The 21,572-nt window shown below is 71.6% G+C and carries 19 protein-coding genes; 13 read left to right on the top strand and 6 right to left on the bottom strand.

The window, feature by feature from the left end; translation table 11 throughout:
• Positions 1-3: 3 nt before the first annotated feature.
• From nagZ to AACH10_RS09325, 3 genes are read left to right on the top strand one after another with little or no spacing between them, the layout of a single operon-like run.
• The gene (nagZ, locus tag AACH10_RS09335; RefSeq protein ID WP_341410114.1) at positions 4-1,548 is read left to right on the top strand and encodes a beta-N-acetylhexosaminidase; all 1,545 of its coding nucleotides are present in this window, start codon (positions 4-6) and stop codon (positions 1,546-1,548) included.
• Positions 1,545-2,840, top strand: a complete 1,296-nt coding sequence (locus AACH10_RS09330; protein WP_341410113.1) for an MFS transporter — start codon at positions 1,545-1,547, stop codon at positions 2,838-2,840. Before nagZ ends, AACH10_RS09330 begins: the two co-directional genes overlap by 4 nt.
• On the top strand, positions 2,837-3,673 hold the full coding sequence (locus AACH10_RS09325) for a glycoside hydrolase family 16 protein (RefSeq protein WP_341410112.1): 837 nt from the start codon (positions 2,837-2,839) through the stop codon (positions 3,671-3,673). Before AACH10_RS09330 ends, AACH10_RS09325 begins: the two co-directional genes overlap by 4 nt.
• A 91-nt stretch (positions 3,674-3,764) precedes the next feature.
• On the opposite strand, the gene AACH10_RS09320 is transcribed toward AACH10_RS09325, so the two are convergent.
• Entirely contained in the window at positions 3,765-4,526 is a 762-nt protein-coding gene (locus tag AACH10_RS09320) for a GntR family transcriptional regulator (RefSeq protein ID WP_341410111.1), read from the bottom strand.
• Between the two features lie 303 nt (positions 4,527-4,829).
• On the opposite strand from AACH10_RS09320, the gene AACH10_RS09315 reads away from it, so the two are divergent.
• The 5 genes from AACH10_RS09315 (at position 4,830) to AACH10_RS09295 (ending at position 10,128) form a co-directional block, all read left to right on the top strand.
• Positions 4,830-7,481, top strand: coding sequence for a TonB-dependent receptor (locus AACH10_RS09315; protein ID WP_341410110.1), 2,652 nt, complete (start codon positions 4,830-4,832; stop codon positions 7,479-7,481).
• 5 nt (positions 7,482-7,486) lie between these two features.
• Entirely contained in the window at positions 7,487-8,533 is a 1,047-nt protein-coding gene (locus AACH10_RS09310) for a glycoside hydrolase family 18 protein (protein WP_341410109.1), read from the top strand.
• 49 nt (positions 8,534-8,582) lie between these two features.
• Complete coding sequence (locus tag AACH10_RS09305; RefSeq protein WP_341410108.1) at positions 8,583-9,218, top strand: DUF938 domain-containing protein; 636 nt, start codon at positions 8,583-8,585, stop codon at positions 9,216-9,218.
• 5 nt (positions 9,219-9,223) lie between these two features.
• Complete coding sequence (locus AACH10_RS09300) at positions 9,224-9,538, top strand: 2Fe-2S iron-sulfur cluster-binding protein (RefSeq protein WP_341410107.1); 315 nt, start codon at positions 9,224-9,226, stop codon at positions 9,536-9,538.
• A gap of 86 nt (positions 9,539-9,624) precedes the next feature.
• Positions 9,625-10,128 (top strand): DUF3016 domain-containing protein, encoded by a 504-nt coding sequence (locus tag AACH10_RS09295; RefSeq protein WP_341410106.1) that lies wholly within the window; start codon positions 9,625-9,627, stop codon positions 10,126-10,128.
• 43 nt (positions 10,129-10,171) lie between these two features.
• On the opposite strand, the gene AACH10_RS09290 is transcribed toward AACH10_RS09295, so the two are convergent.
• On the bottom strand, positions 10,172-10,969 hold the full coding sequence (locus AACH10_RS09290; protein WP_341410105.1) for a ParA family protein: 798 nt from the start codon (positions 10,967-10,969) through the stop codon (positions 10,172-10,174).
• 388 nt (positions 10,970-11,357) lie between these two features.
• Between AACH10_RS09290 and AACH10_RS09285 the strand changes: the two genes are divergently transcribed.
• The 3 genes from AACH10_RS09285 to AACH10_RS09275 all read left to right on the top strand — a co-directional run bounded on the left by AACH10_RS09285 (position 11,358) and on the right by AACH10_RS09275 (position 15,410).
• Positions 11,358-11,546, top strand: coding sequence for a hypothetical protein (locus tag AACH10_RS09285; protein ID WP_341410104.1), 189 nt, complete (start codon positions 11,358-11,360; stop codon positions 11,544-11,546).
• Between the two features lie 134 nt (positions 11,547-11,680).
• Positions 11,681-13,291: a GMC family oxidoreductase gene (locus AACH10_RS09280; protein ID WP_341410103.1), complete on the top strand. Its 1,611-nt coding sequence runs from the start codon at positions 11,681-11,683 to the stop codon at positions 13,289-13,291.
• Between the two features lie 358 nt (positions 13,292-13,649).
• Complete coding sequence (locus AACH10_RS09275) at positions 13,650-15,410, top strand: DEAD/DEAH box helicase (RefSeq protein ID WP_341410102.1); 1,761 nt, start codon at positions 13,650-13,652, stop codon at positions 15,408-15,410.
• A 43-nt stretch (positions 15,411-15,453) separates the two neighbouring features.
• On the opposite strand, the gene AACH10_RS09270 is transcribed toward AACH10_RS09275, so the two are convergent.
• The gene (locus tag AACH10_RS09270) at positions 15,454-16,605 is read right to left on the bottom strand and encodes a hypothetical protein (protein WP_341410101.1); all 1,152 of its coding nucleotides are present in this window, start codon (positions 16,603-16,605) and stop codon (positions 15,454-15,456) included.
• Positions 16,606-16,732: 127 nt separating this feature from the next.
• Between AACH10_RS09270 and AACH10_RS09265 the strand changes: the two genes are divergently transcribed.
• Both AACH10_RS09265 and AACH10_RS09260 read left to right on the top strand, forming a co-directional pair.
• Positions 16,733-17,206, top strand: a complete 474-nt coding sequence (locus AACH10_RS09265) for a DUF3717 domain-containing protein (protein WP_341410100.1) — start codon at positions 16,733-16,735, stop codon at positions 17,204-17,206.
• Entirely contained in the window at positions 17,203-18,597 is a 1,395-nt protein-coding gene (locus AACH10_RS09260) for an MATE family efflux transporter (RefSeq protein WP_341410099.1), read from the top strand. The genes AACH10_RS09265 and AACH10_RS09260 overlap by 4 nt, the downstream gene beginning before the upstream one ends.
• Here the strand turns inward: AACH10_RS09260 and AACH10_RS09255 are convergent.
• The 3 genes from AACH10_RS09255 to AACH10_RS09245 all read right to left on the bottom strand — a co-directional run bounded on the left by AACH10_RS09255 (position 18,589) and on the right by AACH10_RS09245 (position 21,498).
• Positions 18,589-20,088 carry a sensor histidine kinase gene (locus AACH10_RS09255; RefSeq protein WP_341410098.1) on the bottom strand — a complete coding sequence of 500 codons (1,500 nt, stop codon included), beginning with the start codon at positions 20,086-20,088 and terminating at the stop codon, positions 18,589-18,591. The two genes, AACH10_RS09260 and AACH10_RS09255, sit on opposite strands and share 9 nt — an antisense overlap.
• Positions 20,089-20,111: 23 nt before the next feature.
• Positions 20,112-20,822, bottom strand: a complete 711-nt coding sequence (locus AACH10_RS09250; RefSeq protein WP_341410097.1) for a response regulator — start codon at positions 20,820-20,822, stop codon at positions 20,112-20,114.
• 94 nt (positions 20,823-20,916) lie between these two features.
• On the bottom strand, positions 20,917-21,498 hold the full coding sequence (locus AACH10_RS09245) for a Spy/CpxP family protein refolding chaperone (RefSeq protein ID WP_341410096.1): 582 nt from the start codon (positions 21,496-21,498) through the stop codon (positions 20,917-20,919).
• Positions 21,499-21,572: the final 74 nt, after the last annotated feature.

Genomic DNA, 21,572 nt, shown 5'->3' with positions numbered 1-21,572 from the left:
CTGATGAGCGACACCGTGTCCGCCCCCGATCCCGCGACGTCTGCTGACTTCCACCCCGGCCGCCTGGTGATGGTCGACATCCCCGGCCGCACGCTCGATGCCGAGACGGCCGCGTTCCTGCGCCAGCACCGCATCCGCGCCGTGTGTCTGTTCCGCAAGAACCTGGGCAGCGAGGCCGAGGTGCGCCAGCTGCTGGCCGACCTGCGGGCCGTGCTGGGCCCGCAGGCGCTGATCGGCATCGACCAGGAAGGCGGCTCGGTCGTACGTGCCACCTTCGTGCCGCAGGCGCCGGCGGCCATGGCGCTGGGCGCGGCCGGATCCGACGCCGCCGCCTGCGCCCAGGCCGAGGCCGTGGGCGCCGCCGTGGCGCGCGCGCTGCGCCACATGGGCATCAACTGGAACTTCGCGCCGGTGCTGGATGTGAACAGCAACCCGGCCAACCCGGTGATCGGCGAGCGCAGCTTCGGCGCCGACCCCGATGCCGTCACGCGCCTGGCCGGCGCCTGGCTGCGCAGCAGCCTGCGCGAGGGCGTGGCCTGCTGCGTCAAGCACTTCCCCGGCCATGGCGACACGCACGAGGACTCGCACCACGCGCTGCCCACGGTCAACAAGTCGCTGGACGAACTGGTGGCGCTGGAACTGCGGCCCTTCGCCGCACTGGCCAGCCAGGCCCCGGCGATGATGACCGCGCACATCGTCTACCCGCAGCTCGATGCCGAGCGGCCGGCCACACTCAGCCGCACCGTGCTGCACGGCCTGCTGCGCCAGCGCCTGGGCTACGACGGCGTGGTGATCACCGACGCGCTGATGATGCAGGCCGTGCACGCCCGCTGGGGCCATGCCCGCGCCGCCGTGCTGGCGCTGCAAGCCGGTGCCGACATGCCGCTGGCCCAGGGCAGCCGCGACGAGCAGGCCGCCACGCTGCAGGCCATCGCCGAGGCCCTGGGCGATGGCCGCTTGCAGGCCGCCGAACTGCACCGTTCGGCCGCGCGGCTGGACGCACTGGCTGCGGCCTACCCCGTCGATCCGCAGCCCTACCCCGAAGCCCAACGCCGCGCCGATGATGCGCTGATGCACACCGCCTGGGCGCGCGGTCTGACCGCCCTGCGCGATGCCCACCCGCCCGCCCCCGGCGCCCGCCTGCGCGTGCTGACCCAAGACAGCGTGGTGAGCGACGGCGTCTCCGAAGCCGGCCTGCCCGCCAGCGCGGTGCGCGGCCTGTTCGAAGGCTGGGCCGATGTGGACTGGCGCACCGTGCCCGACCTGCGCGCCGCCACCGCGGTCGACCTGGGCCCGGCCGACGGCCGGCTCACCGTGCTGGTGTCCAACCACCGCCAGCGCTACCCCGCTGGCTGCACGCTGAGGCCCGATCTGCACCTGGTGCTGTGGAACCCATTCCAGGTGGCCGACATCCCGGCGCCGGCCCTCGTCACCTGGGGCTATGCCGAGGGCGCGCTGGCCGCGCTGGCGGCCTGGCTGCGCGGGCGGCTGGATGCCCACGGCGTGCCGCCGGCTGAACTCGAAGCGAAGACACTGGAAACCGCATGAACCGCAGTCCTGCGACCTGGGTGCTGAGTCTGTACTTTGCACAGGGCCTGCCCTTCTTCATGGTCAACGTGGTGGCCGGGCTGATGCTCAAGAGCCTGGGCGTGGCCAACGAGGACATCGCGCGCTGGACCGGCCTGCTGGGCCTGGCCTGGGTGTTCAAGCCGCTGTGGAGCCCGCTGCTGGAGGCCGCGCCCAGCCAGAAGTGGGTGGTGGTGGCCTGCCAGGCCGTCGGCGCGCTGGCGCTGGCCGGCGTGGCGCTGGCGCTCAAGCTGCCGGCCTTCTTCGCGGTGGTGATCGCGGTGCTGGCCGCCGCAGCCATCGCCTCGGCCTCGCACGACATCGCCTGCGATGGTCTCTACATCGCGTCGCTCAACGCCAAGGCGCGCGCGCAGTGGTCGGGCTGGCTGGGCGCCTGTTTCAACGGCGCCAAGCTGGCGGCCATGGGCGGCCTGGTGATCCTGGCCGGCCACCTGGAGCCCACGCTGGGCGTGGCCGGCGCCTGGGGCACGGCCTTCGGCCTGGCCGCGGCCACCATGGCCCTGCTGGCCGCGTATCACGCGTGGGCCCTGCCCGACACGCGGCGCAGCGATGCACCGGCTGCCGACGGCATCGGCGGCACGCTGGTGGATGTGCTGCGCAGCTTTTTCCAACTGCCCGGCGTGGGCTGGGCGATTGCCTTCATCGTGCTGTTCCGCGCTGGCGAGGCGCAGGTGCAGACCATCGGCCCGCTGTTCCTGAAGGACGCCGTGGCCGCTGGCGGCCTGGGCCTGGCCACCACCGAGGTGGGCTGGAGCTATGGCACGGCCGGCACGCTGGCCTTCCTGGCCGGCAGCATCGCCTCGGGCTACTTCACCGCCTGGCTGGGCCTGAAGCGCGCACTGCTGACGCTGATCGTGGCGATGAACCTGCCCAACCTGGCCTTCTGGCTGCTGGCCGTGGCGCAGCCGCAGCAACTGTGGCTGATCTCGGCCGCGGTGAGCCTGGAGACCTTCGGCTACGGCTTCGGCTTCGTCGCGGTGATCCTGTTCATGATGCAGTTCGTGGCCGGCAGCCGTTACCAGACGGCGCACTACGCGCTGGCCACCGGCTTCATGGCGCTGGGCTATGTGCTGTTCAAGACGGTCAGCGGCGACATCCAGCAGGCCCTGGGCTACCGCCACTTCTTCCTGTGGGTGCTGGCCTGCGCGGTGCCGGTGTTCGCGATGCTGCACCGGCTGCCGATCCGCGAAGAGGCACCGGCAGAGGCCGGGGCCGGGGCCGCGCCGGCCGCCGATCCGGCGCCGGCTGCATGATCTTCTTCGACGACTTCTCGCAGCCCGATGTGACCGCGCTGGCGGCCGACGGCTGGATCGTGCGCAACGTGGCCGGCCACCCCGGCGTGCCCGGCGCGCGCTGGGGCGCGGCCGGCCTGGTGCTGATCGACGACCCCGAGCGGCCCGGCAACCGCCTGCTGCAGCTGCGCGCCCAGACCGACGGCACGCCCGCCGGCACGCAGCAGGCACAGCTATGCAGCACGCGCAAGATGCTGCGCGGCACCTATGCCGCACGCATCCGCTTCCACGACGAGCCGTTCGCGGGCGCCGATGGCGACCCGGTGATCCAGAGCTTCTACGCCACCAGCCCGCTGGCGCACGATTACGACCCGCGCTTCTCCGAGGTCGACTGGGAGTACCTGGCCAACGGCGGCTGGGGCAGCCCGGTGACGCGCCTGTATGGCCTGAGCTGGCAGACCGTGCGCATCGAGCCCTGGGATGCACACAACAGCGCGCATGAACGGCCGGGCAGCCTGGCCGGCTGGCACCAGCTGCTGATGCAGGTGACACCGGCCGAGGTGCGTCTGTTCGTCGACGGTGAACCCTTTGCCGTGCACGGCGGCCGCAATGTGCCGGTGCAGGCCATGGCACTGCAGTTCAACCTGTGGTTCTCACCCGGCAACCTGGGTGCGCCCAGCGCGCAGCCGCGGGTGTGGCGCTACGAGGTGGATTGGGTGCTGCACGCGAAAGACCGCCTGCTGGCGCCCGCCGAGGTGGATGCCGAGGTGGCGCGGCTGCGGGCGGCGGGCGTGGCGCGGCAAGATGCGATCCCGGCCGAGAAGCCGCCGCTGGACAGCCCTTGCAACCTATGAGGCCGCGCGGGCTGAGCGCAGGGCCGCTCCCAAGCCAGCCCGCACCCACCCGGCGGGTGGTCTCGCGTACCCGCGAGACCGGGTGCCCCAATCAGCCCGCGTTCAGCTCGGCCACGAAATCGTAGGTGTCGCCGCGGTAGATCGACTGCGACAACTCCACCGCGCGGCCATCGGCCAGGTAGCCCAGGCGCTCCACCAGCAGGCCGGCGTCGCGTGGCTTGGCCTCCAGCAGGCGCGCCTGCTCGTCGGTGAGCAGCAGCGCATGCAGGCGCTGCAGCGCGCGCACCGGGCGGTGGCCGGCCTGGTCCAGCGCGTCGTACAGCGAGTGGTCCACCGCGGTCAGTGAGGGCACCGTCCACGCCGCCAGCGTGCAGCGCTCGATCGCCATCGGGTGGCCGTCAGCCAGGCGCAGGCGCTCGAAGCGGTAGACCGTGGTGCCAGGGCTCAGCGCCAGCTTCAGCGCCTCCTCGGGCGACACCGTGCCCTCGCTCTTCTTCAGCCACACGCTGCTGGGCGAGCGGCCGCGCGCGCGCATGTCCTCCGAGAACGAGGTCAGCTTGGCGAAGTTCTTGTCGATGCGGGTGCAGACGAAGTTGCCCGCGCCCTGGCGCTTTTCCAGCAGGCCCTCGGCGGCCAGGCCGTCGATGGCCTTGCGCACGGTGATGCGCGACACGCCCAGTTCCTCGGCCAGCACGCGTTCGGGCGGCAGCGCCGTCTCGGGGCCCAGCACGCGCTGCTCGATGGCGCGGCGCAGGGCCTGCTGCAGCTGCAGGTACAGCGGCTGGCTGGACTGCGCATCCAGCGCGCCCAGCAGCGCGGCCAGCGTGGCGCCGCCCGAGGTGGTGGCGCTCATCGGCGGGGCGGGCATCCGCTTGCGCGGCGCCGGCGGCGGTCATGCCCGATTGTCATGACCAATAGCATACCAAACCAACCCGCCGATCCAGACCTGTCACGCACCGCGTGCCAACCGGGCCCCGGCTGTGGCCGAGGAACGCGCGAACAAGGGGTCACACAGCCTCACACCCGGGAAAACTGGTAGCAACATTTCGGTCATTGGTAGTATATTGGTATCACACCAATTCAAGCCGGCGACAGAACCAATCTGCACCCGGCTGACCACCGAGACCCCCAGTCCACCACGCCAGGAGTGATCCCGATGAAGCTGTCCCCCTCCCCCATCGCCGCCGCCGCGCTGCTGGCGCTGCTGGGCACCGCCGCCCAGGCCCAGCAGGCCGCCAACAGCGCGTCCACCCAGGAAGTGGTGGTCACCGGCATCCGCGCCGCGCTGCAGCAGTCCATCAACCAGAAGCGCAATGCCGACGGCGTGGTGGAAGTGATCACCGCCGAGGACATCGGCAAGATGCCCGACAAGAACGTGGCCGACTCGCTGCAGCGCCTGCCCGGCGTGAACATCGCCACCGCCGGCGGCACCGAGGGCGGCTTCGGCGAGAACGACCGCGTCAGCCTGCGCGGCGCGCCCTCGTTCATGACGCTGACCACGCTGAACGGCCACACCGTCTCCAGCGGCGACTGGTACGTGGACAACATCGCCGGCGGCGGCCGCAGCGTCAGCTACTCGCTGTTCCCGTCCGAGATCATCGGCCGGGTGCGCGTGTTCAAGTCCTCGCAGGCCAACCTGATCGAGGGCGGCGCCGCCGGCAGCGTGGACATCGAGATGCGCCGCCCGCTGGACTTCAAGAAGGGTGTCACCGGCTTCGCCAATGTGTCGATGGTGAACTCCACCGCCTCGGGCAAGAACGACCCGCAACTCAGCGGCCTGGTGGCCTGGAAGAACGACGAGGGCACCGTGGGTGCCCTGGTGCAGGTGTTCGACGAGAAGCGCCACCTGCGCCGCATGGGCCAGGAGTTCCTGTGGTGGGACAAGGTGGCCACCTGGTTCGCCAACGACTGGATCAAGGCCAACCCCGAGGTCGAGGGCAAGAACATCTCGCTGCTGACCGGCTCCACGCTGTTCGAGCAGGAGCGCCACCGCCAGGGCGGCCTGATCGACGTGCAGTTCAAGGCCAGCCGTGACCTGACCTTCGACCTGAGCGGCTTCCAGTCGAAGATGTCGGCCACCAACATCAACGCCAACTTCATGTTCTCGCCCTACCAGGCGCTGTCGAACAACTGGTCGGGCGTGGGTGGCGTGGTGCCCAGCGCCTACAAGATCACCGGCGACACGATCAGCTCGATCACGCTGCCCGGCACCTGCCCGGTGGCCGACTGCTCGAAAATGGGCTCGTCGGTGCAGGACATCATCTCGCGCCCCGGCTCGTACAGCCAGTCGAAGTACTTCAACCTGGATGCCGACTGGCGCGTCAGCGATGCGCTCAGCGTCAAGGGCAAGATCGGCAGCACCGAGGGCACCGGCCACGCGCAGGACTATGGCTACGAGGTGTGGAACGCCTACTCGGGCGCCAGCATGACGCTCAACGGCCTGAGCGCGCCGGCCAACGTCAGCATCGCCAACAGCGGCACCTTCTCGCCGCGCACCGGCGCTGACTTCTTCGGCGGCTGGGCCTCCAACATCACGGCCAAGGACAAGGAAGACTATGCCCAGGCCGACGGCAAGTTGAAGCTCAACGGCGAGTTGTTCACCGCGCTGCACTTCGGCGTGCGCACGGCCCGGCACACCCGCTCGCTGGAATGGCTGAACGGCACGCTGGGCGCGGGCGCCGGCACGCTGGCCAATGCGCCCACCAGCGGGCTCACGCACTTCCCGTCGCCGCCGCTGTCCAACCTGCTCACCGGCGCCTGGACCATCGGCGCCGACGCGGTCAACGCCTGGGGCGACAAGTTCGTCACCTTCAACAGCCACAGCTACCAGAAGGAGTTCCACATCAAGGAGACGGTGAACGCCGGCTACCTGATGGGCGACTTCACCACCGACACCCTGCAGGGCAACGTGGGCCTGCGCCTGGTGCAGACCAAGATCGGCGTGACCAACAGTTCCAGCAACGATGTGTGGACGCCGGTCAACGTCAACAACACCTACAACGACGTGCTGCCCAGCGCCAATGTGCGCTACCAGATCAACCGCGACCTGATCGCCCGCGGTGCCATCAGCCGCACGATGGCGCGGCCTGACTTCGGCCAGCTGGGCGCACTGAACCTGCTGGACATCCAGAAGACCGGCTCGGGCGGCAACCCTAACCTGAAGCCGGTGCGCTCCAACAACCTGGAGGCGGCGGTGGAGTGGTACTTCCAGCCCAAGTCCATGGTGTCGGCCGGCGCGTACTGGATGAAGATGCCGTCCTACGTGACCTTCGCGTCCTTCTCGGCCGACTTCTACAACAACGCCGAGAAGAAGACGACCACCTATGCGCTGAGCGCAGCAGCCAACACCGAGGCCGAGTTGAAGGGCATCGAGCTGGCCTATGTGCAGGACCTGGGCAACGGCTTCGGCTTCAACGCCAACTACACCTACGCCGACGGCAAGGAAACCGGCAAGGCCGCGGGCTCGGCCTGCGCCACCACCGGCAACTGCGACATGGTGGGCACCTCGCGCAACGTCTACAACCTGGGCGCCTTCTACGAGATGGGCCCGTTGAGCGCGCGCGTGGTCTACAACTACCGCTCCACCTTCCTGAACGGCCTGGACCGCAAGAGCGCGATCTACCAGTCGGGCGTGGGCACGGTGTCGGCCTCGGTCAACTACAAGCTCAGCGACAAGCTGTCGCTGGCGGTGGAAGGCAAGGACCTGAACGACCCGCTGCTGAAGTCCTACGCCAGCACGCCGGACCAGCCGCGCGCCTTCTACAAGAACGGCCGCCAGTACTTCCTGGGCGTGCGCGGCACGCTGTGACGCGGGTGCGGGCACTCGCGGCAGCGCTGACCTCAGCCCTGCTGGCCACGGCGAGCGCCGTGGCGCTGGCCGGCGGCCCGCCGCTGATGCCCTACAAGGACGTCTCGCTGGCCATCGATCCCGCCACGCCACGCATCGCCACCGCGGTGCGTGGCGGGCCGCCCGAACTGCTGCCCACCCGCAGCGCCGCGGGCGGTGGCGGGGCTTTGCCCGGCGGCGCCCAGGCCCTGGTGTGGGCCTTCGCCACCGGCGAGTGCGGCGCCGAGCGCTGGGGCCCGTTCGACACCGACGCCTTCGCGCGCCTGAACGTGGCGGCCTTCGCCACCGCCGGCGTGCCGTACATCGTGGCCACCGGCGGCGAGGCCGGCGGCTTCCACTGCGCCAGCGATGCCGGCATGGCCCGCTTCCTGGCGCGCTACGACTCGCCACGGCTGCGCGGCATCGACCTCGACATCGAGCGCGACCAGAGCGACGCACAGATCGCGGAGCTGATGGCCCGCGTGGCCTTCGGCCTGCGCCACCGCCCCGGCCTGCGCTGGAGCGTCACGCTGGCCACCCATGCCGCCACCGACGGCAGCCACCAGAGCCTGAACACCACCGGCGAGCGCGTGCTGGCCGCCGCACGCACGGCGGGCGTGCTGGAGCATCTGGTGGTCAACCTGATGGTGATGAACTACGGCCCGGCCCGGCCGCGCCACTGCCTGCAGCGCGAGGCGGCTGCAGACAAGCCACCCGTCTGCGACATGGGCGCCTCGGGCCTGCAGGCCGCGCGCAATGTGCAGGCCAAGTACGGCATCCCGCTGTCGCGCATCGCGCTGACGCCGATGCTGGGCCGCAACGACGTGGCCGAGAACCGTTTCACACTGGCCGATGCCCGCCGCCTGGCCGCCGACGCCCGCGCCGCCGGTCTGGAAGGCCTGCACTTCTGGTCGCTGGATCGCGACCGCGCCTGCGTGCAGGACGCCGATGCGCTGTCGCCGCTGTGCCACGGCCTGCCCGGCATGGCGCCGCTGGGCTTCACCGAGGCACTGTCCGAGGCGCCGGCGCGCTGAAGCCTCGGTCCCCGCAAGGCGGGCTCACGCGTGGCAGACTGCGCCCCGCATGTCCACCGTCATCCCACCGCCGATCCGCCAGACCAGCCCCGCCGCCGAGCGCAACAAGGCGCCGATCCTCGCGGTGCTGCAGCGCGTGCTGCCCGAACGCGGCGCGGCGCTGGAGATTGCCGCCGGCACCGGCCAGCACGCGGCGCACTTCGCCGCCCACCTGCCCGGCTGGACCTGGCAGCCCACCGACCCCGATGCCGCGGCGCTGTCGTCCATCGCCGCCTGGCGTGCGCAAGCCGATGTGCCCGGCCTGCTGGCGCCGCAGCAACTCGACGTGCTGGCCGAGCCCTGGCCGGTCGCCGGCCCGGTCGACGCGGTCTATTGCGCCAACATGATCCACATCGCGCCCTGGGCCTGCTGCGGCGCGCTGATGCGGGGCGCCGCGCGCCTGCTGTCGCCGGGCGGCCAACTGATCACCTACGGCCCCTACTTCGTCGACGGTGAAGACCCAGCGCCCGGCAACGTGGCCTTCGATGCCGACCTGCGCCAGCGCAACCCCGCCTGGGGCGTGCGGCGCCTCGGCGATGTGGTCGACGCCGCTCGCGACGCAGGCCTGGTGCTGCACGAGCGCGTGGCCATGCCGGCCAACAACCTGGTGCTGGTGTTCCGCCGCGCCTGCGCACCGGCCGGCTGAGCGCGATGCCGCACGAGAGCCCACCCGTCACCCTCACCGTGCTGCCCGAGGGCCGCACGGTGCCGGTGCTGCGCGGCCACTCGCTGCTGCAGGCGGCGCTGCGCGAGGGCCTGGCCGTGCCGGCCTCGTGCCGCAATGGCAGCTGCCGCACCTGCATCAGCCGCCTGGTGCAAGGCCAGGTGCGCCATCGCATCGACTGGCCCAGCCTGCTGGCCGATGAGATCGCCGAGGGCTGGATCCTGCCCTGCGTGGCCGAGCCGGCGCCGGGCTGCACCGCGCTGGCGATGGTGCCCGGCGATGGGCGCGGCACCGCTGTGTGAAGCGCCGGCCAAGCGCGGAACCCCTGGCCCCGTCCGCCACTCCCACTCATGCCGTGCCGCACCGGGCCCGGCCCTGGAGGACCACCATGTGCATGCCGAAGCCCAAGTCCGCCGCTGCTCTTGCCGCGCTGCTGTTCACCCTGGCCGCCGGCCTGGCCCGCGCCGGCAGCGTGGACGTCAGCTACATCGCGCCCGAGCGCCATGCCGACGCCGGCCGCGGCCTCGACGCCGAGCGCGTGCGCGATGACCTGACGCGGCTGTTCCAGTCGCTCGGCGCCAGCCTGCTGCCGGCCGACCAGGCGCTGCACATCGAGGTGCTGGACATCGACCTGGCCGGCGAACTGCTGCCGATGTACCGCACGATGCAGGAGGTGCGCGTGCTGCGCGGCCGCGCCGACTGGCCACGCCTCCAGCTGCGCTGGACGCTCAGCCGTGGCGAGCAGGTGATCGACAGCGGCAGCGCCACGGTGTCGGACATGGCCTACCTCGACCATGGCGACCGCCACGCCGACGGCCCGCTGCCCTACGAGACGCGCATGCTCACGCAGTGGTTCCGCGCGCGGTTCGCGCCGCAGAGCCCGACGCGCTGAGGCGCCGGCGCGCCCGCCGCGTCAGCGCCCGCTCAACGGCCGCTCAACGGCCGCGCTTGCCCTTGGCCGCCGGCACCGGCTGCAGGGCCGCGTGCAGCGCCAGGTAGTCCTGCGTCAGGCGATGGCGTGCGTCCAGATGCACCATCGGCAGGTTGCGCTCGTGCGATTCCTTGATCTTCACGCTGGCGCCCAGGTAGGGCTGCAGCACCGGCAGGCCTTCGTCGATGAGTTCCTGCACCAGGCGCTGCGGCAGGTTGGCGCGCGGCTGGAACTGGTTGACGACGATGCCGGTGACGGCCAGGTCGGGGTTGTGGTCGGCCTGGATCTCCTGCACCGCCTCCATCAGGCCGTACAGCGCGCGGCGCGAGAAGTCGTCGCAGTCGAACGGGATCAGGCAGCCCTGCGCGGCGATCAGCGCCGAGCGGGTGTAGAAGTTCAGCGCCGGCGGCGTGTCGATCCACACCCGGTCGTACTGCGTGCCCAGTGCGGCCAGCGCATCGCGCAGCTTGTAGATCTTGTAGCGGCTCTCCAGCTTGCCGTGCAGTTCATCGAGCCGCGGGCTGGCCGGCATCACGTCCAGGTTCTCGAACGGCGAGGCGGTGACGAAGGCCTCGATGCCCTGGTCGCGCAGCGTGAACTTCAGCGTCTGGTCGAAGAACTCGGCCACGCCGGGCAGTTCGTCATCGGCCTGTGCGCCGAGCAGGTAGCGCGTGCTGTTGGCCTGGGCGTCCAGGTCGACCACCAGGGTGCGCAGGCCCTGCTGCGCGCCGATGGCGGCCAGGTTGCACGTGATGGTGGACTTGCCCACCCCGCCCTTCTGATTGAACACGACCTGGCGCATGGCTTCCCTTCACCTGTGGCGACCGTCGTCGGCCGCAGTTCGCTGTGGAGGCTGGAATTGTGCACTGCAGCAACGAACCTGCCCCCCGCAATCGCGGGAACTGGCCGGGTTTGCCCCTTGTTCTTCGTCATGTCTTCGTCATCACGGCCCTGCACAATCTCTTCTGTCGACGCGAAAACCGACCGCACCAATGGGCGGAGTACCGGAACCCGTACCCGGCGCCAGACACCCAGAAGGGCCATGCATGCATGGCCCTTTGCCTTTTCTGCGCGGCCGCCGCACCGGCACACGGCAACGGCGGGGTCCACCGGCCGGATGCCTTATGCTGCGCGGACGCTGCATAGCGCGATCGGCGCGCCTTGAGCCTTCCCCGAAAGGACACCCTCCCTTGGCGACTCCGAACTACTCCTACGAAAAGCGGCAGCGCGAACTGGCCAAGAAGCGCAAGGCCGAGGAAAAGCGCCAGAAGAAGGCCCAGCGCCCCGACGACGGCAGCGCCCCGGCCGAAGGCCAGGACGGCGCGCCCGACGACACCAGCGCCAGCGACACCCCGCCGAACACCCCGCCCGCGGCCTGATCCGCGCGCTGCATCGCGGCAGCGATGCGGGACAACCCCAGCCCGTTCTAGAGGCAGGAGCCCAGCCCAGGCCCCACCCGGCCACAGCCGCATGACCGGCTGTCATGATTTCCCGAAATCATGGAGACCCGGGCATGCACTTCGACTATGTGGTGATCGGCGGTGGCTCGGCCGGCTGCGTGCTGGCCGCCCGCCTGAGCGAAGACCCCGCCGTGCAGGTGGCCCTGCTGGAAGCCGGTGTCGACGACACCAGCCCGTTGATCCACTGCCCCGCCGGCCTGGCGTTGATGGCGCGCAGCCCGGCGCTGAACTGGGGCTTCGAAACCGTACCCCAGCCCGGCCTGAACGGCCGCCGCGGCTACCAGCCACGCGGCAAGGTGCTGGGCGGCTCGAGCTCGATCAACGCGATGATCTACATCCGCGGCCAGCGCCAGGACTACGACGGCTGGGCCGCCGACGGCAACCCCGGCTGGTCCTTCGATGAGGTGCTGCCCTACTTCCGCCGCGCCGAGCACAACACGCGGCTGAACGGCGCGCTGCACGGCCGCGGCGGCCCGCTGCAGGCGCAAGACCTGGGCACGCCCAACCCCGGCGCCGCACGCTTCATCCAGGCCGGACAGCAGGCCGGCCTGCCGCTGAACGACGACTTCAACGGCGAGCGCCAGGAAGGCGTGGGCTGGTACCAGGTGACCCACCGCGACGGCGAGCGCTGCAGCAGCGCCAAGGCCTACCTGACGCCGGCACGCGGGCGGCCCAACCTGACGGTGATCACCGGCGCGCAGGCCACGCGGCTGCTGCTGGACGGTCGCCGCGTCACCGGCGTCGAGTACGTCGGGCGCGACCGCGTGCCGCGGCAGGCCCATGCCCACCGCGAGGTGCTGCTGAGCGCCGGCGCGCTGCAGTCGCCGCAACTGCTGCTGCTCAGCGGCATCGGGCCCGGCGCGCAGTTGCAGCGCTTCGGCATCCCGGTGGCGCTGGACCTGCCCGGCGTGGGCGCCAACCTGCACGACCACATCGACGTGGTCGAGGTGATGCATGCGCCCGGCGCGCTGGGCACACGCGAGCTGTTCGGCCTGTCGCTGCACGGCCTGTGGCAGGCGGTGGGCGACCTGCGCGAGTGGCGCAGGCAGCGCACCGGCCGCTTCACCACCAACTTCGCCGAGGCCGGCGCCTTCTTCCGCACCGACCCCACCGAGCCGGTGCCCGATGTGCAGCTGCACTTCGTCATCGGCAAGCTGGTCAACCATGGCCGCACCACGGTGCTGGGCCATGGCTGGAGCACGCATGTGTGCCTGCTGCACCCCAAGAGCCGCGGCACGCTGCAGCTGGCCAGCCCCGACCCGCTGGCCGCGCCCGCCATCGACCCCGGCTTCCTGAGCCATCCCGACGACCTGCCGCGCCTGGTCAAGGGCTTCCAGCGCATGCGCCAGATCACTGCGCAGCCGGCGCTGGCGGCACTCGGCGGCCGGCCGGTGGCGGCCTCGCGCGAGGTGCGCACCGAGGCGCAGATCGCCGACTTCATCCGCCGCTACGCCGACACCATCTACCACCCGGTGGGCACCTGCCGCATGGGGCCCGATGCAGCCGGCGGTGCGGTGGTGGACGCACAGCTGCGCGTGCACGGCATCGCCGGCCTGCGCGTGGTGGATGCGTCGGCCATGCCGCGCATCGTGGGCGGCAACACCAATGCGCCGACGATCATGATGGCCGAGAAGGCGGCCGACCTGATCCGCACCGCCGCCTGATCCCGGCCCCTGGCGCATTCGGGAAAACTCTGAGATAATCCGCGCTTCGGCGTTGATTCCGGTCAGCGCCTTCGTTCATCCCCTCTGGCCCTCATCGAGCGCGGCCCCGTCCATCACCACAGTGATTGCGCACGGGGAGACCCCGTGTCCCGAGTCCTGGTCGGCGGCGATGCCTGCCGTTGCTTCAGGACTCACGGGCTCCTGCGTCGCCATTCGATCGCAGTCTCGCGGCCATCCCCACAGCGACATCACCCCCAGGGTGCCCCGTGCGTCACACCCGACGCCGCGGCGCCATGGGCCTGCCTTGCCGTGACGCTCTGCGCCACCGGGGCGAGCCCTTGCCACGAGAAAAACCATCATGAGCTTTGATTCCGAACTGTCCGCCGCGCCGCTGGATGCCGACCTGAACGCCGAGACCCCCGAGGCCATCGCCACCGCCGCCGCCCCGCAGGGCGAGCCCGGCGCCGAATTCGCCGCACTCGGCCTGTCGGCCGAGGTGGTCAGCGCCATCACCCGCGCCGGCTACAACGAACCCACCCCGGTGCAGGCCCGCGCCGTGCCGGTGGCCCTGACCGGCGTGGACCTGCTGGTCTCGTCGCAGACCGGCAGCGGCAAGACCGCCTCCTTCGTGTGGCCGGCGCTGCAGGCCATCCTGAACGCCCGCCGCGACCCGGCCAAGAAGCGCGTCAAGGGCCAGCCCTGCGGCCCGCGCGTGCTGGTGCTGGTGCCCACGCGTGAACTGGCCCTGCAGGTGGCCCGCGCCTGCGCCACCTACGGCCTGGGCCTGCAAGGCCTGCGCGTGGCCCACGTGGTGGGCGGCGTGCCCTACCAGGCCCAGCTGAAGGCGCTGCGCGCGCCGCTGGACGTGCTGATCGCCACCCCCGGCCGCCTGCTCGACCTGATGGGTTCGGGCGCCGCCATCCTGAGCCAGGTGGAAATGCTGGTGCTGGACGAGGCCGACCGCATGCTGGACATGGGCTTCATCGACGACATCACCGCCGTCGCCGAGGCCCTGCCGCCGACCCGCCAGACCCTGATGTTCTCGGCCACCTTCGCCGGCAGCGTGGGCAACCTGGCGCGCACGCTGACGCGTGACCCGCAGCGCATCAGCATCGATTCGCACACCGACACCCATGCCCGCATCGAGCAGCGCATCCACTGGGCCGACAACCTGAGCCACAAGCGCGCGCTGCTGGAGCAACTGCTGGCCGACCCGCAGCTGGACCAGGCGGTGGTGTTCACCAGCACCCAGCAGGACGCCGACGTGCTGGCCGACGCGCTGGCCGACATCGGCCATGCCGTGGCCTCACTGCACGGCGGCATGCCGCAGGGCCGCCGCAACCGCGTGCTGCAGGGCCTGCGCCAGCGCCAGCTGCGCGTGCTGGTGGCCACCGACGTGGCCGCCCGCGGCATCGATGTGCCGACCATCACCCACGTCATCAACTGGGGCCTGCCGATGAAGGCCGAGGACTACGTGCACCGCATCGGCCGCACCGGCCGCGCCGGTCGCTCGGGCCTGGCGATCACGCTGGGCGAGCGCCGTGACCTGGGCATGATCCGCCGCATCGAGCGTTTCACCACCCAGCCGATCGCGGTGGCCGTGGTGCCGGGCCTGGAGCCCAAGATGCCGGCGCCGGCCGACGCCCCGCGCGGCGACCGCCGCCCCGGTGGATTCGGCGGCTTCGGTGGCCGTGGCGAGCGCCCCGGTTACGGCCGCGGCCGTCCCGGCCAGGGCGGCCAGGGTGGCTACGGTTCGTTCAACAGCTTCGGTGGTGGCCGTGACCGTGGCCATGGGGGCCCGGCGCCCCATGGCGACCGCGGCGACCGCGGTGGCTTCGGCCACGACCGTGGTGGTGATCGCGGCGACCGTGGCTTCGGCGGCCAGGACCGCGGCGGCTTCGGCGCCCCGCAGGAGCACCGTGGCTTTGGCGGCCCGCGCGGCCCGCGCCATGAAGGCCAGGGCTTCCAGGGCCACCAAGGCCATCAGGGCGACGGCGGCTTCCGCGGCCGTCCCGACCACCGTGGCCCGCAAGGTGGCCACCAGGGTGGCTTCCAGGGCGAGGGCCGTGCCCCGTTCCGTGACAACGGCCCCGCCGGCCCGCGTCGCGGCGGTCGCTGACCCCATGCCGGCCGGGCGCGCCGCCCGGCTGACACGCAACGCCTCAGCGCGTTGACCCCGATGCGGCCGAGGCCGCCGGTGCTGCGGCTTCGGCCGCGGCCTCGGCTTCCTCGGCCTTCTTGCGTGCGGCGTCGATCTCTTTCAGCGTGCGCAGGTGCAGTTCCACGTTCGAGCGGCGGAACTCGCTGAGCACGATGACGTCGGCGCGCGTGCCCTGGGCCTTCAACCGGTCGGACAGCTTCATGCCCACCGACGGGTCGCCGCCCAGCGCCATCACCACCTCATTGGCGAACAGGTCGGCCCCGCCCACCAGGCCGTCGACCTGGATCGTGCGCTGCGTCTGCGCCTCCACGGCCGACAGGATGGTGCCGCCGCCCGGCACCGCCAGCGCCAGCACCTTGCCGATCATGAAGGCGTTGCCCACGTCGTCCGACGAGCGCTGGCGCTGGATCGACTTCTCGCTGGCCAGGAAGTAGGTGCCGAAGGCCGCCAGCCAGCGGTACTCGTCGCGCGTGCGCGCCTCCAGCATGGCGTTGCCGGGGATCTTGCTGCGCTTGCCGTCCTGGCGCAGGAAGTTCTCGGGCTCGTCGTCGAAGGCGCTGGCCATCACGGTGCCCGAACAGCCGGTCTGGGTGCTGACCTTGATCTCGCGCCCGCCCTCCAGCGTCAGCGTCATGGTCTGGTCGCTGTTGGCCTCCTCGCGGGCCTGGTGCATCACGGTCCAGAAGGCCTGGTCGTCCACCGACATCGTCGAGCCGCCGCGGAACACCGCGCTCAGCTCGAACTTCTGCCCCGGCGCCGGCAGCGGCCGCTTGTTCACCGCGATCACTCGCTGGCCCAGCTTCAGTTCGTCCGGCGCGGCCTCGTCCAGCCAGGCGATGCGCCAGTGCTCGTCCATGCCGGTGGCCTGCTTGAACAGTTCCTGGTGCTTGCTCGACAGGCCCTTGCGCACCGTGCGGGTGCTCCACAGCACGAAGGGCTCGATCTCGGTGGTGTCGTCGCACAGCGGCTCGGCGCCCCAGGCCACGTGGATGGCGGCCTCGCGGAAGGCGATCTCGTGCTTCAGGCCTTCCTTGAAGCGCTGGCGGTCGAACTCGTCACTGAATTCACCAGCGCGCAGCGGGCTGGTGGCCAGCGCGGCGATCAAGGCCAGCGCCGGTGCGGCAAAGCGGATGCGAACGGATGGCAAGGACATGCTGGACTCAGCGCGCCGCTGCGTTGGCGGCGCCTCCCCGGTGGACGACCGTCCCCAGTATGCATGGCCCGTGCCGGCCATGGGCATGCGGGCTCACGCTATGCTCGCGGCCCCTTTGCGTGACCCCATGGCCGGCATCCACATCACCGACATCGAAAGCGCCATCAACTGGTGGCGCGACCGTTCACCCTCGCCCGACGGCATCGGCCTCAGCCCCGAGGTGCGCGCGCTGGCCGAGGTGTATGCACTGATGGTCTATTACCGCGAGCCGCTGGCCGACGAGCGCAGCATGCCGCCCGACGCCCGCGCGGCCTGGCTGACCTGGTACGCCACCACGCCCGATGCGCCCTGCATCGCCATCTGCTCCACGGCCCAGGGCGACGCCATCTGCAAGGGCTGCGGCCGCAGCGAGCACGAGGTGCAGCACTGGCCCCAGCTCAGCCCGGCCGAGAAGCGCCTGGTGTGGCGCCGCATCACCGCCGAGGGCACGGCCTGGCGCTTCAACCGCTATGCCGAGCGGGCGTTGCCGGGTGCAGTGTCGGGTGCGGTGCCGGGTGCGGCGGTCAACGCCAACGACGCGCCCGAGGCGCCCGCTGCATGACGGCGGCAGGCGGCTTCAGCGCCAGCGTGCGCCGCATCGTGCCGCTGGCCTGGCCGTTGTTCATCGGCCAGCTGGCGGTGCTGGGCTTCGCCACGGTGGACACGGTGCTGGTGGCGCGCCATTCGGCCACCGACCTGGCGGCGCTGGCGGTGGGCGGCACGGCCTACATCACGGTGTTCATCGGCCTGATGGGTGCGGTGCTGGCCATCGGCCCCATCGTCGGCCAGCTGTTCGGCGCGCAGCGCCTGCACGAGGCCGGCCACCAGGTGTGGCAGGCCGGCTGGCTGGCGCTGGGCTTCGCGCTGCTGGGCAGCACGCTGCTGGTGTTTCCAGGGCCCTTCCTGGCGCTGGCCCATGCCACGCCGGCCGTGGCCGACAAGGTGCGCGGCTACCTGCTGGCGCTGGCCGTGGCGCTGCCGGCCTCGCTGCTGTTCTCGGTCTACCGCGGCTTCAACAACGCGGTGTCGCGGCCCAAGGCGGTGATGGTGCTGCAGATCGGTGGCCTGGCGCTGAAGCTGCCGCTGTCGTGGCTGCTGGTCACTGGCGCGCCGTCCCTGGGCCTGCCGGCGCTGGGCGTGGTGGGCTGCGGCATTGCCACCGCGGTGGTGATGTGGGCGCAGCTGGCGGTGGCGGCGCTGGTGATGCGGCGCGATCCGTTCTACCAGCGCTTCGACCTGGCCCAGGCCGGCCACCGTGCGCCGCACGGCCCGTCGCTGCGCGCCCTGCTGAAACTGGGCGTGCCGATGGGGCTGACCATCCTGATCGAGGTGACGGGCTTCTCGTTCATGGCCATCTTCATCTCGCGCCTGGGCGAGACGGCCGTGGCCGGCCACCAGATCGCCGCCAACCTGGTGTCCATCCTGTTCATGATGCCGCTGGGCCTGTCCAACGCCACCAGCACGCTGGTGGCGCAGCGCATCGGCGCCGGCGACCTGCGCGACGCGCGCCACCTGGGCTGGCACGGCCTGCAGCTGACGCTGGGCATCGCGCTGGTGATGGGGCTGGCAGTGTTTGCCACCCGCGAGGGCGTGGTGCGCCTGTACACCGGCAACCCGGCGGTGGTGGCTGCGGCGCTGCCGCTGCTGGCCTGGGTGGCGCTGTTCCATGCCGCCGACGCGGTGCAGACCCTGGTGGCTTTCGTGCTGCGCGCCTGGCGCATCGCCACGGTGCCGATGGTGATCTACGTGGTCGCGCTGTGGGGCGTGGGCCTGGGCGGTGGCTACTGGCTGGCCTTCGGCAGCGACACCGCCACACCGGCCGCCTGGCATGGCGCGCGCGGCTTCTGGATCGCGTCGACCACCGGGCTGACCACCGCGGCACTGGCGCTCACCGGCCTGCTGGTGTGGGTGATGGCGCGGCAGAAGCCCGCCGCCCGGCCGGCCTCAGTGTGACGGCAGGCTGAGCACGAAGCGGCTGCCGCCGCCCTCGCGCGCCTCGCAGCGCACGCTGCCGCCGTGGCGCTGGGCGATCTGGCGCACCAGGCTCAGGCCCAGGCCCACGCCGCCGGCCTGCTCGGCATGGCCGGGCAGGCGGAAGAACGGTTCGAAGATGCGTTCGCGGAAGTCGGCCGGCACGCCCGGGCCGCGGTCGCTGACGCAGACCTCCAGCCCGCCGGCCGGCAGCGGCCGCAAGGCCACCACCACGTCACCACCGCCGTAGCGGTGGGCGTTCTCGATCAGGTTGCGCAGCGCGCGGCGCAGCAGGCGGTCGCTGCCCGGGACCACGCAGAACTGCGTGCCCTTCGCCAGGCCGGACGCGGCGTCGGCGCCCTCGCCCTCCGCCTCGGCCGACGCGTCGTCATGGCCCAGATCGACCTCGGCCCCCACGCGCGCGGCCTCCTCGACGGCGATGCCCAGCAGATCGACCTGGTCGTCGCGTTCCAGCGTGCCCGACGCGTCCAGGCGGCTGGCCAACAGCACCTCTTCCACCAGCGCATCGAGCTCGCGGATGTTGGTGTCGATTTCCTTGGACAGCGAGGCGCGCTGCGCCGGCGGCGAGGTGTCGTTCAGGCTGCCCAGCATGGCCACGGCCATCTTCAGCCGCGCCAGCGGCGAGCGCAGCTCGTGGCTGGCATTGGCCAGCAGGCTCTTGTGCGAGTTGACCAGCGACTCGATGCGCGCCGCGGTCTGGTTGAAGGTGGCGGCCACCGCGGCCACCTCGTCGCGGCCGGTGGCATCCACGCGCTGGCCCAGGTTGCCGTCACCGAAGGCCTCGACGCCCTGCTTCAGCGCCTCGAGCCGGCGTGTGAGCCGGCGCACCACCGGGTAGGCCCCGGCAGCCACGGCCACGAACAGCACCGCCACCAGCACCAGCGGGCCCACCGCGCGCGGCAAGCCGAACAGCAGGCGCTCGTTGTTGCGGCCGCCTGCGCCACCGACCGCATCGCCCGAGCGGAACTCGGGCGGCGGGCCGTCCGGCCCGCCCGGCCCCGGCCCGCCATTGGGCGTGCCGGGCCACATCAGCATGGCCTCGGGTGGCGGTGGCCCCGGCGTGCGGCGCAGGCTGCGGCGCGTGAGCAGCAGCGTGCGGCCATCGTCCAGGTGCACCGAGGCAACGTTCATCGGCCCGCCCTCGGCGGCACGGCGCTGGAAGCTCTCGCTGGCCGCGATGCGCCGACCCTTGGCATCGTCCAGCGCCATCGGCACGCGCAGGCGCAGCGACCATTCGCGCAGCGCCTCGGCCTGCTGCTCCACCGGCGCGTCGGCACCCGGCAGCGAGCGCTGCACCAGCTCGGCCCAGGCCGCCAGCCGGTCGCTGGCCACCTGCTCGAAGCGGCTGCGCTCATCCTCGATGTGGCGCTGCCACATCCAGCCCGACACCAGCGCGAACAGTGCCAGCGCGGCCACCACGGTGAGCCAGATGCGCAGGTAGAGCGATTTCATCGACGCGCGTCAGCCGGCAAGGATCAGGTCTCGTGGTCTTGCTTCTTGGCGAAGACGTAGCCCACGCCGCGCACGGTGAGCACGCGCTTGGGGTTCTTGGCGTCTTCCTCGATGCAGGCGCGGATGCGCGAGACATGCACGTCGATGCTGCGGTCGAAGGCATCGATCGGGTGGCCCTTGAGCGAATCCATGATCTGGTCGCGGCTGAGCACGCGGCCGGCGCTCTTGGCCAGCACCACCAGCAGGTCGAACTGGTGGCTGGTGAGGTCGCAGGGCACACCGCCCAGGCGGGCCTCGCGCGCGCCCAGGTCGATTTCCAGCTTGCCGAACTGCAGCACCTCGTCGGTCACCGGCTCGGGCTGGGCACGGCGCAGCAGGGCCTTGACGCGGGCCAGCAGCTCGCGCGCCTCGAAGGGCTTGGGCAGGTAGTCGTCGGCGCCGAGCTCCAGACCCAGCACGCGGTCCAGCGGCTCACCGCGGGCGGTGAGCATCAGCAGCGGCAGGCGCTTGGTGCGCGCGTCGGCGCGCAGCTCGCGGGTCAGGTCGAGGCCGTCGCCGTCGGGCAGCATCAGGTCGAGCACCAGGGCGTCGTAGTTGATCTGGCGCAGGCGGTCGCGGCCGGCGGCCAGCGTGCCGGCGGTGTCGACCTCGTAGCCGTTGGCGCGCAGGTAGTCGCCCACCATGGTGGACAGGCGCGCATCGTCATCGATCATCAGCAGCCGGGCGGTGGTCATGGACGGGTCACGGATCTCTGTGGCGGATGGAAAAAACGCCCCGGCGCCCTGCGGTGCCGGAGCGAAGCCCTGTGTCATCGGTGCAATCGCGGCATCAGCCGCGCGGGCCGCGCGGGCCCTCACGCTCGCCGGGCGGCGGCGGCATGCGGTCGTTCATCTGCTTGCGGCGCTCGGCCAGCTTCTGGCGCTGCTCGGGCGTCAGCACGGCGCCGGCCTCCAGCGCGGCCTGCAGCATGCGCTTGCTGGCCACGTCGTGCTGGGCGTGGATCTTCTGGCGCAGCGCCTCGGCCGCGGCGGCGTCCACCTTGGGGGCCGCCAGCAGCTGCATCATCTGCTGGTGCAGCTCGCGTGCGCCGTCGTGCTGCTTGCGCAGGTCATCGTGGGCGGCCCGCAGGATCTCACGCACCTTGGTCTTCTGCTCGGCGCTGGCGCCCACGGCGTCCAGTTCGCGCTCGGGCAGCAGACCCAGGCCGGCACCCACCATGCCGGGCATCTCGCCGCCGGCACCCGGGCCCATGCGGTGCATGCCGGCATGGCGCGGACCCGCGCCGGCCGCCGGCCCGTCGGCCGGCTGGGCCATGGCCACGCTGGCCAGACCGGCCAGCAGCGCGATGGCGGCCACCGGTGCGGCCAGGCGTTGCGGGTTCAGGCGCAGTTGAAAGTGGTCGAAGGACATCGTCTTCACCTCTTGCTCTTCATTCGATGCCGTGATGGTGCGCACCCCCGGTATCCCCTGCGCGCCGGCTTTGT

This window comes from Pseudaquabacterium inlustre (genome assembly GCF_038066595.1).
In the GTDB taxonomy this organism is placed as follows: Bacteria; Pseudomonadota; Gammaproteobacteria; order Burkholderiales; family Burkholderiaceae_C; genus Pseudaquabacterium; species Pseudaquabacterium inlustre.
The sequence above is the reverse complement of the archived record's forward strand: the minus strand, read 5'-3'. Positions and strand labels throughout refer to the sequence as shown.